The following is a 12,805-nucleotide window of genomic DNA, read 5'->3' on the forward strand; positions in this document are numbered from 1 at the left end:
ATTTAGCCATAAACCAAAATTCCCTGAATATCTCCAGGATCAGCGTCCAATATGGATACTTCTACTTTTCGTTGAACCTTTTCGTAGGTCTTTTCCCGAATAAAATCGAGATAATCAGTATCTAAATTTTTACCAATTAAGATCATATTGACGGTTCCAGAATCAACTCCCAAGGCATAATCACCGACGATATAGGCTTTCTCTACCTCTCCCATTCTTTTTACAATACGTTCCATTAGGTCATCCAAACCCAAAAACTTAGATACCATATTGGTGATTTCAGAAAAGAAAGGATGCTGCTTATTGGCACGATATACTTTGGTTTTCCCTTCTTCTTCCGAAACCAATAACCCTGCTTCTGTCAATCTTTTTAATTCAACCCTTACGGAATTGGTGGATTCGTCAAACTCCTTCGCCAAGGAACGTAAATACCCAGAATTAGCGTGCGCAAAAAACTTTAGCAACAGCTTTATTCGAGTTTTAGATGTAACGAGCGATTCTAGCAAGTTTTATACGGTCAGAAAAATGATAAAAGTAAAAATTAAGTTTGATTGCCAGCATAGTATGGCAATGCCCTTTCAGTCCCATATGGGGCCTACAATACTGAGTAATAAATTTACTCGGTTGTTTGGTAATAGCAAATTTGTGGTTTATAGAATATTCATAATCTCCGGTTCTTAGAAAAAAATACCATCTTATTCCTTTCCATCTTGGGAAAGGCATCAGGTTAAACACGCATAACTCTATGCATGAGTAATTTAGGAAGTAGAAATTATTCTGGTCAATTAGGACACCGCATTAAGAGGGCCGGGTAGAAAATGCTTCTTTCGGTGAAATCCGAGTATACCTTTGATGAAACCTTGAAGTATTAATTGTCGGGAAATTCTCTTTTGCCCACTCCACAATTTGTTGTTCATCAGGTCTATTTGAATCGTCTACATAGATGATCGCTTTTTCCGAAATCTTATCCTTCAAGAAAGGAATAAACCCATATCTTGAATATTTACAGACATTTTTCTTGGGAGCATCTACGATCACGAGATCGAAATTCAATTTGGTAAGTTCATGATCATCAGGCACATCAAACCATTTTCCGTTTTTCTGATAAGAATAAGGGCTATCCTGAATTAATGAAAAGCTAAATAGGGTAACATTTGGGTTGGAGACTTTTAACATGGACTGCCATTCCCCGTCATCATCCACGCTATATAGCTTGGTATCTAACTTATTTTCCAATAAAAAATTGGATATGATTTGGGTAGATAAACCAGACCCAAACTCCAATATCGTCGCTGGCTTATATATAAAAATATCGTTTAAAATATGTTGTATTGCCTGAAAAGACATACTAAAACTTGATTCAAACAAGTACCCCTCGGGAAAATAAGGCTTTAAAATCTCAAATGCTTTTAGCTCTTTAATCTTAAACAAATTGCTTTCTTCCAGCTTTTTATTCGACGTTTCTAGTTTATCAATCCCTAGTAATAGGTCTCTAAGTTTGATTAATTTTCTCATTTATTTCAGATTCAAAAGCATCAATTTAGTTTTGATTTGAGGTTTAACAAAATCTTTCCTCCTTCCTTCAAAAATAAATTTTTAAACTACTGAAGATGAGAATTATAACACTCATTTCATCAAGTGATTAAAATATTGAAATCAAAAGCATCAAAAGGTCCTCTTGTATTGGCTTGGTTAATCCTGAAAATTGGAAATGGCGCTTTATAAGCTTGACTATTCTCTTGAAAATGTAAATAGGGTCAAATCATCCGTCTTGATGGAATCAGTCATGACATATTGTGAATTGATACTCTCCATATAATCCTTCGTATCAAAAGGAGCTTTTTCGTTTACAACTATCAAATTAAACTTGACCACTTCCTTTAATGAAGAATGGCCCAGTTTATTTAGCGCTCTCTGCTGAAATGGACTTCTAGACAACCATCCATGAATGAAAAAAGGAACCTGATCTTCCTTATTATATCTTTTGAAAAATATTCAAGGGGAAAACCTTCCAGCATCAACAACTCATCTTGTGCTTTCAATTTGATAAGTTGGTCATATTGACTAAGCAACTCTTTCTTTTTGACAGATTCTTTCCAAAAATTAGAAAAATGAACACCTAAAAACAAAACAATTACTACCCCTAGATAAATTGACAATTTTCTCCTCATTAACAATCTAGGAAGTTCCAAAAGCGGAAATAAAAGGACAATAAAAAATAAAAAACCACCCTTCCTCTTAAATGAAAAATATGGTTTGCCAAAAAGAACAACACAATCCATAAACCAAAAAAAATGATGCTTTTCCGTTTAGGAAATGATTTCATAAATAATAAAATCAACACAATGCTGACAAATCCCTTAAAAAGTTCTGCTGTTTGAACCTCCCAAAATCTAGAAAATGATTTTAAAACATAGGCTATATTAAGGTAAGATTTGTCTAAAATGGTTTTCATTTGAACAAGATCTTGATTACCTATTTCACTATCCTGGAAATACCATTTTGAAAAATAATACCATTTTGAATCTAGCTTATATAGATCATCTTTTGAGTTTTCATAAAAGACAGGATGATCAATCACTAGGTGCCTCAACTTATTGAAGATCAAATAATCTTTGAACTCAGAATTATTCTCAAAACTTTTCTTGGAGAAGAAAAGGATGGCACCTAAAAAATTACACCAATCCAAATTCTCTTTTGGATTGTATTTCTGTTAAGGATAAAAAAATTAAAATAGAATACACCAATACTGACTAAAAGAAACGCTTCCATTCTAATCATCATAGAACATAAGACCCCAAAAAAGAATAGTAAAATCCTTTTAAAATGAGGTTGTTCATTTTGATGAAAAATAAAACACGTAGAAGCCAATGCTAGCAAGCCGCTGACTAGGGTAAATTGAGGGAAAATGCACAAATGACAACATATGGCCAAAATCAAAATTTTAAATAAAAATTTGCTCGAGTTATCCCATGCATTCTCATTTATCTTGGTCTGCAATAAACAATAAGAGTAAAAAACACCTCCATACATGAATAGGCTATACCATGAAAAAGTAGGATTCAAATTCCGGTAAAGGAATGAGAAAAAGTAGGTAAGAATTGGATGCATAAAAACCGCATACATTTCTTCTTTTCCGGTATAAGCCCCAGAAACCAACCACATCATGATCACATCATCATTGACCTGGTATCGCCATGGACTATTCCAAATAATCGCCATCATTAAAAACCCTAGCCAAAGCCAAATTTTAGAATTGAAATTCAGATTCATTTCACGACAAAATGTTTTCAATGCTGGGACTTTAAAATTTTAATTAATCAACGCAAGAATTATTGACGGCTTAGTAATGATAATCAAATCTATTCAAAATAGGATTGCGCTACCTAATCCAAGTTTGAAACAGGTGCCATGAATCAGCATCTGGAAAAAATTCAAACCAATTTTAATAGGTCTGATTCACTAAAATTCATAAGAAAAAATTAATTGTTTCCTTTAAAACCTATCTTATATAAATTCAATGTTTTCTATGTAAATCCACATTTTGTGGATAACTACTAGGTCTAAAAACAAAAAAATACCCAGTACTGGGTATTTTTTTTTCAATGCTGCTTTCTACCTTTATGTCAGGGTGATTAAGCAACTTTTCTCAACATTTTTTCTAGACCATCATTAAGGGATTTTTTTTCACATTTTTTTACCCCTTATAATTTTAATAGTACCTCACCTCACAGTCTGGTACTGCTTGTTTGAAGTTATCTACAGACCGGCTATTAAGCCGGGTATTGAAACATGATAATTTTTTAAGATTAGTCAAGCCTTCGATCTGTCTTAATGATCTCAAATTAGTGCTTGCAACGTCTAACTCCTCCAGATTGATCAAACCTTCCAAACCCCGAAGTGTTTTCAAGTTAGTACCTGAAATATTCAATTTCTTTAAATGAATCAAACTGGAAAGAGGTTCCAAATCAGAAATACCTGTATTAGAAATATCCAGTTCCTCTAAATCAGTTAATGAAGCTAATGCACTAAAATCTGAAACAGGTACCTGAGAAAGCTTTAAAGACTTCAAAAGCTTTAATTCGGATATCGGTGACATATTCATCAAAGGTGCATCAAAAATCGTCAGGGATCTCAAATTACTAAAGATGGTCAAAGCTTCCACTTTCCCAATCGGCACACTTTCAAAGCTTAAGGAAGACTTCTCGGTCATAGCATGTAATTGCTCGGTATTTGGATCTTCCGGTGTCCCATTTTGCCTTCTCAGCAAATTCTTCCAAGTTCCATCCAATTCTTCCCACCAGGCCATCAACTCATCTGTTCGATAAATTATATTCAAGGTAGGCTTTTGAATCAATATTTCTGGCACCTCCTCCTCAAATATTGCGGAGTTGTTTACATTAATATATACCAACTCAGGAAGAGACAATACATCCATGATACTCTCAACAGGAGCTCCTTCTAAATCAATCCTTTCGAGTAATTCATTGTTTTTAATGGGAGATATATCTCTCACTAACGTGTTTTTTCCCGTGATCTCTACCAAAGTTTTTACCTCGGAAAGTGGCAATAAATCTGACACTTCGTTGTCAGAGAAATTCAACTTATGAAGCTTTACAAATCGGGTGATCGGATTAAGTGTTTTTATTCCCTCTCCGGACATATCCAATTCCTCCACCCCGATGGTTTCGGTTAATATTTCCACATTTGGATTATCTGTTCGAATCTTTGGATTGGCTTTTTTCAAGGTAGACTTCCAAGCATCGGATAAACCGGACCACCAACTCTCCAAATCTCTGACATGGTGGATCAATAAAACAGTTGGGTTATTTCTCGTGAAGTTATCAGCAGCCAATACTGAAAGTTTGGTCTGGTCAGCCAATACTTTATATAACTTTTCTTTGCCATTCAGAACAGAAATATCTGAAACCTGAGTACCCGTCATATCCACCTCTTGCAGATTCTCCAAATTATTGAGAGGAGTTAAATCTTGAATATTGGTTTCAGATAAGTTCAAATATTCCAAATCCATCAATTCTGCCAAGGAGGTAAAATTGATTAGATAGTTGCGACTTAAATCCAGTCTTTTCAGGTGCTTTAACTCTTTGATGTTTTCAGCACTATTAAAACCACTTTGTACCAAGCTCAGATTTTTCAAGCTATCAAACTCATTCAATACCGCAAAGCTCATAATCGGAGTATAGTCGGCTTTCAGACTGGTCAATGACTTCAAGTTGGCCAGCTCTTCAATATGTTGAATCTGTGTATTGGAAATATCCAGATGCTTCAATCGATCGGAATATTTGATGAACTGTATATCGGAAGCAGGAGTATTGGAAACGTCCAAATATTCCAGAAATGTGACATTGGAAATCGGACCTAACTCAGTGATCTGGGTATTGCTGAGGTTGACATACTTCAGTTGCCTCATCGCCTCCATGGGCTTCAGATTCAATAATGAATCTGTCCCGGAGATGTCCAAGGAATCCATTTCCACAAATCGATACAATTGATTGATATCGATGGAGTCATATTCTGAAATCTGGAATTTTTCCCTGAAAAAGACTTTCCAATTGGGATCCAAAATCTCCCACCACTCCATCAATTCTTCATCACGGCTCAACTTCGTGGTATAGATACTGGCAATTTTTAATTCTTGCGATTTGTCTTCCAAATTCACTTCCACAAACCGGGGCTTGGTATTGCTAATGTTCTCGCCGGATTTTCCTGTAGCAGTGATCGTCCTATCCAAGGAAACTATGAAAAAAACCTCACCATTATCCTTTTGGGAAGGCTTTACTTCTCGGATTTTGAATTTGAAATTCACATGGTTAAAAAAGAACTCGATGTCTTTTAGGTAAGCAGTTACATCTTTATTGGTCACTACTTTTCTATCCATCAACAGGTCATCTTCTACCTGCACATGCTCATCTCTGAATATTTTCAGGTAGCTCTCTCTGATTACTACATCTTTATCACGAGCAGGAGTTTCCTCATTCCCAACCGTGTTGAGAAGGTATTCCAAAAAGCGAACCTGATCTTCTACTTTTCCAGTGAAGTCTTTGATTTCTTCTTGGGTATAGCCTTTGATATTTTGTGCTTGAACAGAAGCAGCAAAACCTAAAAGCAAGAATAGAAAAATGGATACTTTACTCTTGATCATAAATGTATTTCAGGATAGTTTCCTTATCACCTGGACTAAGTTTCACCAGATTTGAAATCAACCAGCCGGTATTAAAACCTGGTCGATTGAATTGATTCACTTCAAAATACCATCCTTCGATCTGAAAGAAATGGAACTTGACATCTTTAACAGTTTCGAATCGAACGTTATTTTGTTTCATTTCATACAAAAACAGTGTCAAATAATCCGGTTCAAAACTAGATTTTGTAAAAGCTTCAGGCATTTTAGAGTCCTGAAAGGCTCTACGCAGATTCATGAAGCCTAACTCATGACTTAATGGATGTAGAAAATCTTTCGAATCTCCTACAGGCTTGTTGAAAAGATCCTTAAAAGGAGGAAAACTCACCTTATCAATGACCCATTCATAGCCCAAGCCTTCAGGCTGTAATTTTAATATGAGGGTAGCCGTCTCTCTTTTTCCTTTAAAAATGAAATCGGCCTGTACCTCTGCCATCCAACCTTCTCGATGGAAATTCAGGTATTGAGGATATTGATCCGACAATACATTTTTCTGAAACTGATCCTTCAGGTCAGGAGAAATAGAAGAAGTCTGATTATCAAAAAGGACTTTCAAAAAGCCCTGTCTCAATGCTTTATTATGGTAAAGGGAGTCACCAGGATAATATCTCTTATTACCATCTGTCGGTGATTCCTCGGCATTAAACCTTCTAAAAAATTGATTTACTTGCTTTGTTGATGCTGCGAATCTACCATCATCTTTGATTGTCCCGGGGCCGCCTATGCCCTGCCCCGAGACAAAAAAGATGCTTGCGATAAAAAACGCAAATATCAGGGAAATTAATCTCATGCGGAGGTTTCAGTCACTCTTACATCACCCAACATCACATCCCAGAATTCGATGGTTCGTCCGGCAATTTGAGTCTGCTTTTTCTCTACGTAAATTGTGATATCTTTTTTGGTGGTATCCTTATAGTTCATTCCAGTTTCAATGGAAGTACCTTCAAATCGTTGGAATACGGTAATCACACCTACATATCTGCCATCAGGCTGTCTTTCTAGGTCAGAGATGTATTGAATGTCATACCAAGTGATATTTACTCGGTCATAATTCAACGCCATCAATCTTTCGAAATAACGTCTTACTTTGTAATAAGCAATTTCGCTGGAATTGATGCTGGAAACACCCATTTCAGCTCCAGGAGCGAATAACTCCTCTGCTCTGTCCATTACACGATTAGCTTCAGAGAACTGAGTTTCTTTGCTACCGATAATGCTGATATATTTACTTAAATCTTTTACTTTTTCTAAGGCTAATGAGTCGATTGCCTGCTTTCTTGCAGGGCTGATATCATCCGCCTGAGCGAATACACTTACTGTTGTGGCTAAAAAAAGGCCCAACATAAGGATCATTTTATTTTTCATGTCAAATCTAATTTTCAGGTGAGGAATTATTTTCTTCTAAGTTCCAATTCAGAAACTTTACCATTTGCATCCAGACGAATGTCAGAGATGAAATTCAAGTTTTTCTTGGTGTCTTTCAGGTACTCAAGGTATTTTTTGATGGTAGTAGGTTCATCGTAATCCTTGATTCCGTTTTCTTCATGAATAACAATCAAAACCGGAGTTTCCTGATTTGAAAACATAGAAAGTGTTTCCTGAATAGATTGATTTGCCATAGAAGTACTTCCAGAGGAAGCTACACTATTAAAATAATTCTCCAATTTTTCGGCAGCCACTTCTTCAGCAGAGGCAACAGGTGGTGGAGGTGGAGCTTGCTCTACTGTCTCTACTGGTGCAGGAGCAGGAGCTGGTTCTACAGCTTTCTTTTTACTCTTACAAGCACCTAGAGCCAACAGACCTACTAGGGCAATGATCAGAGAGCGGTTGATCGAAAAAGAGAATAACTTTTCTTTCATTTTAGGGGTTTGATTAAATATTAAGGTGTTATTTGGAATTGCAGCATCGGAAATAACCGGTTGGCAAATTTGCCACAAATTAAATAAAAACAGATGATTAAAAGACAAATGCCATACCAAATAGTCAATCCTTTTTGTTAATATTTCTATTCACCTTGTTGACGGCACAATGTTTAGCTTAATGGTAATCCGAAATTATCAGGAAACTCTAAAATAAAACCACTAAGTCAGAGTAGTTTATTTAGTCGGTTAGAAGATTTAGTGAGAAACGAATCCTAAAATCTCTTGGAAGATCAGAAGGTCTATAAAAACTGTTCCAGATTTTTAATTCAATTAAAAAGAGCTAAAAACCTCAAAAAATAAATCATGGAAAACATGAAAAATCCACAAAATGGTTAAAAAATACCCAATTATAGGTATTTCATCGAGTTGAAATATACCCGATATTTGAAATGCGTTAAGTTTTAAATAGGGCGTTTGCCTAAACGAAGAGCCGAGGGTTTCCCTCGGCTTTTCTTATTTTTTCCTAAAAACAACTTTTCCCCAAGGGCAAATTCAGTTCATTCTATATTTAGATAAATAAATTCTTTTTACTGCCAAGTAAATCAAACCATAAACCACGATCACTAGCACTGACAAATCCACTGGTGGAACCTCTCGATATTGTATAAACAGGAAATAATTAATAATCCCCTGGATCCCCGCGAAGATCATTGCCACTAGGATATGGTCAATTTTACCTTCATTTGCCAAAATCTGATAAAGATGAGACCGATGTGGCTCAAGCACATTTTCTCGCTTGATCAATCTTTGGATCATGGTAAGCATAGAATCTGCTCCATATACTATCAAAAACAACAGCACGGTCCAACTCTGTTCGTATAAATACCATTTCGTTAAAAAATAAATCATCAAATAAGCAATGGAGATGCTTCCTATATCTCCAGCAAACATCATGGCTCTTTTTCTAAAATTAAAAATCAGAAAAACGCTCAGCGCTAGGATTTCATACTGAATCAATTCTCTGTCAAATAGTGGGGTATAGGTATTCACCACTAGAATACTACCCATAAATATCAAGGAATACAGACCGGTCAACCCATTGATGCCATCCATGAAATTGACCGCATTGATAATCCCTAATGCGAAAAAATAAAACACGGGTAATACATACCAAGAAACGCTGGAGAATAAATCCAGGTCATAAAAAGCCATGCTAACTGCCAAAAACTGAACCCCAAAACGAATCTTCCTGGAAATAGAATATAGGTCATCCATTAAGGAGACTGCAGAAACCCAAACGACCCCAAGTACCATCCAGGTATTTTGAAAATCAAAAGCCATCCACCATAAAATTACCCCTACTGGAAATAAAATCCCCCCTCCTCTTACAGTAGGTATGGCATGCGAACTTCTATTGTTTGGAATGTCAATTATTTTAAATTTTATCGCTAATCGCTGATAAATCAGCGCAAGCAATAAAAGAATTAGGAAAACTATCAGGTGGGATAAAATCATACAGTGCAGTATGTCAAATCAAATTTGAATCAAATTAATAGAAGAGTGAAGAATTCGGCCCTATCTTCCAGAAAATTAAAGACAAGTTCGGCTATTGAAGCAATTTTTAAACCAATGCCATTATAAAATCAATAAAATCCTTTGCTTTTTTTGCCATTTCTCCAGACTCATTCATAGGTATCTCAGGATTAAACTGGTCTCCAAAACCACTGCAATTAATTAAGGTATATCCTTTAGAATTACCCTTGCCAGATTTGGATTGTCTGTAAAATCCTTGGTGAACTGTATTTTTGGCCCAAAGGGATATTTCCTTATGATTATAGGAAAGTACCCCAAAAGGATTGGAAGCTAGCATATAATCCAAGCCATGGTCCACTTCCATATTTGTCTGCCAATTTTTATTATACTTAAAGATAATATACCCCTCATGAAGGTTTCCATCCAGCAATTTTTCTCCTTTACTTTCTAACACTTCTACCTCTACTAGCATGGGTATATCCTCCGGAAGATCTTTATCCAACTTAAATTCCTGAGCGTAATAGGAGTCTTGACCGTTAAATCTATATTCTGAATTAAAAGTCACTCCAGGAATTCGATCCGTGATTTTGATCAGGTATTCTTGCCCATTTATCCTCAATCTGTCCCCCACTTGTAATGACCTGACCACGTTTGGCCTAGGGTCCAAACCCAGTTTTTCCCAGTTGATGACATTTCGTAACATCGCAGGAATAGGTACCCCGTATAGATCATAACTCCTGGACATCAGAAACTTCTCCCCCACTGAAGGTATGGGATGTATGTAATGGGATAAATCCTGATTGGTACTGTCTATACTATCTCCATTATATCTGTTATGGTAATTTCGTATAAATGTTGTGGGCGGAAGTAAGAAAGTCATTCCCTCTACAAAAACTATATTGGAGCTGTTTCCCATTCCTTGGAAGGTATTTTCAATCTGGTTGAAACTTCCTTCATTAACCATGACAGCATTTTTAGAGAACTTTAATTGCTTCTTGAAGTAAGTGGGTGGATCCACTTGTTTTAAGTGACAATTGTCCATAATCACTTGTAAACCTCCCCCATTGTTGGCCTTTAATTCCTGCCAAATGATTCCTTCAAAATTGACGTCTTTCTGTATAAGGGTTAAATCTTCTTCTTGGCCTCCTGAATATAAGAGTCCAAACTCCATATCTGTATTCGAATTTATTAAGGCTATTAACCCTGATTGATTTTGGTTGGGAGAATTTTTAAAAATACCTCGATAAAAAGGTTGCACTTCCTGTACAAGTTGTGCTGATTTGAGGTCTACATTTACAATCGCCACTTTGGAATTCCAGGTATCCAAATCAAATACATAACGGTCCTGTTTGACCGATGGATCAGGATTCCATTGATCGAAATTATCCAACCCGAATCGTAGTTCAGAATCCCCTTCAGAAATAATAAATAAGTCCTTCTTAAGCTTTTGGGTACTATATTCTTTAACCCTGTATTTCTTTCCTTTTTGAAGCCTGATGATTGAAACATCCGAGTTCTGAGTATGCTGAATAGCTTTTTCCCAATCATAGTTAAATTCCTCCAGCGTAATATATTTTACTTCTGATAAGTTTTGGACTGGTTCTGGATCAATATCAGCTGGAAGAGCAGAGACAATTGCAGCTGCAACACCCTCCTTTATGGAATTCGAAAGGTCCTCCAGTTTCTCAACTTCGATTTCAAAGGATAGATTGGATATGTGCACTCGATATTTCATAGATAAAAGAATTAGTTGATATAAAAGTCACCTCCATTCCGGTGTCATATCTTGTTCAGATCCCTCTCTGGATCAAGAAGAATTCCTAATATAAAAGTCAAACTAAGATTTTACACCTTAGCCCCAATTTAAAAATGTATTTCTAAGGATGCGAACATCCTATTCAAATAGAATAAATTTTTCTCATGGTTTTTTGATGATTCTCAAATTCATCTATGCCTACTTGAGATTATTCATTTATTGGCTTGCAATATTTCATTGAGCTGAACTTTGAAATTCTCTTGGCTGAAATATGCTCCAAATGGCTTAACAGGTTCACCCTTATCAAGTTCATTATCAATCAGTTTCTTCAGCTTCGTTTTGATTTCAGTCACATCCTCCATATTCGCGATACAAGTGTCATTTGAAACGATGGTTCTTAGCTCGCTTTTCTTAGGAGATAAACAAAGAACAGCCTTATTAATGGAAGCCAAAAAAGGAGCTTTCCCAACTAAAATATTACAATAATAAGGTCCATTTTCCAAAATAATCACGATGTCACTTTGGTGAATCTGTTCACTGGAGGAACTGGAAAAATCCACCGTATCCAAAAATTTGATATTAAGGGCATCACCATACATCTCCTTGAATCGAGCGACCTCATTCCCTTTTACTCTTAAAATCAATTCGGAATTTTTCACGTATTTCGGATCAGAATTGACCAATTCACTATATGCTTTAATCAGGTTTTCTATATTTCTACCAAACATCAATGCCCCATGGTAAGAAATACTTACAGGTTTTTCTTTGACTCTTACTTGAGTAGGTTCCTTTAGGCTGAAAACGGTAGGGTCATATTGATGGGGAAGGGTTAAAAATGGTTTTTAGAACCATATAGGTGCTGTAGGTCATGTGACATGTAAGAAGCCGTGGATGTACAAACATGTGCCTGCTCCACAACCTTCATCATCTTAGCCAGTCTAAAAAAATCCAACTTCGTGGGCTTTACTTTTGTTCCTACGTACCAGGCAACAGGAAAAGGATCATGGAAATTAACAATCGCTTTTTTAAGAATTGGTAAATCCAGGGTAGCCAGAATCATTTCATGACCAATCCCAGCACTCCTGATGAAGATATGATCATATTTTTCATACTCTATCTTGGCTATAATTTTAGCGTATTGCTTTACAAACCACTCTTCTACCAATGAAACATTGAAAAGTCTCCAATACAATTTATTAGCAAGCTGAACCAACAAAGGTGCAGCAGCATTTACTCTGTACTCAACCATATGATCTACAGGAAGTAAATCGAGTTGATCGACTGAGTCCTCAGCTTTTATGTAATGAACATCGATCAAGGATTCAGGGTATGCCTTCCTCAGCTTACCCAAAAATGATCTAGAAATTATTCCCTGGCTAGTACCGGAAACCCTTAAATCTTGCTCAATGATTAGAAACTTCATTTTTCAACCTTTTTATAAGAATCCCTAAA

Annotated in this window: 11 protein-coding genes; all 11 read right to left on the reverse strand. The window is 36.1% G+C overall.

The annotated features are described in order from the left end of the window. Positions 1–2: 2 nt before the first annotated feature. Positions 3–506, reverse strand: a complete 504-nt coding sequence (locus tag V8V91_RS05205) for a winged helix-turn-helix domain-containing protein (protein WP_373399128.1) — start codon at positions 504–506, stop codon at positions 3–5. Between the two features lie 292 nt (positions 507–798). Next, the gene (locus tag V8V91_RS05210) at positions 799–1,515 is read right to left on the reverse strand and encodes a hypothetical protein (protein ID WP_373399129.1); all 717 of its coding nucleotides are present in this window, start codon (positions 1,513–1,515) and stop codon (positions 799–801) included. A 216-nt stretch (positions 1,516–1,731) separates the two neighbouring features. After that, entirely contained in the window at positions 1,732–1,875 is a 144-nt protein-coding gene (locus V8V91_RS05215; RefSeq protein ID WP_373399130.1) for a hypothetical protein, read from the reverse strand. 1,837 nt (positions 1,876–3,712) lie between these two features. Then, positions 3,713–6,163 (reverse strand): leucine-rich repeat domain-containing protein, encoded by a 2,451-nt coding sequence (locus V8V91_RS05220; RefSeq protein WP_373399131.1) that lies wholly within the window; start codon positions 6,161–6,163, stop codon positions 3,713–3,715. Next, positions 6,150–6,992 (reverse strand): hypothetical protein, encoded by an 843-nt coding sequence (locus V8V91_RS05225; RefSeq protein ID WP_373399133.1) that lies wholly within the window; start codon positions 6,990–6,992, stop codon positions 6,150–6,152. The genes V8V91_RS05220 and V8V91_RS05225 overlap by 14 nt, the downstream gene beginning before the upstream one ends. Then, positions 6,989–7,567, reverse strand: a complete 579-nt coding sequence (locus V8V91_RS05230) for a hypothetical protein (RefSeq protein ID WP_074224683.1) — start codon at positions 7,565–7,567, stop codon at positions 6,989–6,991. Before V8V91_RS05230 ends, V8V91_RS05225 begins: the two co-directional genes overlap by 4 nt. Before the next feature lie 26 nt (positions 7,568–7,593). Continuing rightward, positions 7,594–8,061, reverse strand: a complete 468-nt coding sequence (locus tag V8V91_RS05235; protein ID WP_205643733.1) for a nucleoid-structuring protein H-NS — start codon at positions 8,059–8,061, stop codon at positions 7,594–7,596. A 555-nt stretch (positions 8,062–8,616) separates the two neighbouring features. Further along, positions 8,617–9,579, reverse strand: a complete 963-nt coding sequence (locus tag V8V91_RS05240) for a glycosyltransferase family 4 protein (RefSeq protein ID WP_373399135.1) — start codon at positions 9,577–9,579, stop codon at positions 8,617–8,619. Positions 9,580–9,685: 106 nt separating this feature from the next. Continuing rightward, positions 9,686–11,332, reverse strand: a complete 1,647-nt coding sequence (locus V8V91_RS05245; protein WP_373399137.1) for a hypothetical protein — start codon at positions 11,330–11,332, stop codon at positions 9,686–9,688. Positions 11,333–11,565: 233 nt separating this feature from the next. Further along, a complete protein-coding gene (locus V8V91_RS05250; RefSeq protein ID WP_373399139.1) occupies positions 11,566–12,084 on the reverse strand; it encodes a hypothetical protein in 519 nt (172 codons plus the stop codon). Positions 12,085–12,182: 98 nt separating this feature from the next. Further along, positions 12,183–12,776 (reverse strand): hypothetical protein, encoded by a 594-nt coding sequence (locus V8V91_RS05255; protein WP_373399140.1) that lies wholly within the window; start codon positions 12,774–12,776, stop codon positions 12,183–12,185. Positions 12,777–12,805: the final 29 nt, after the last annotated feature.

It is taken from the genome of Algoriphagus halophilus (genome assembly GCF_041729275.1).
GTDB lineage: Bacteria > Bacteroidota > Bacteroidia > Cytophagales > Cyclobacteriaceae > Algoriphagus > Algoriphagus halophilus_A.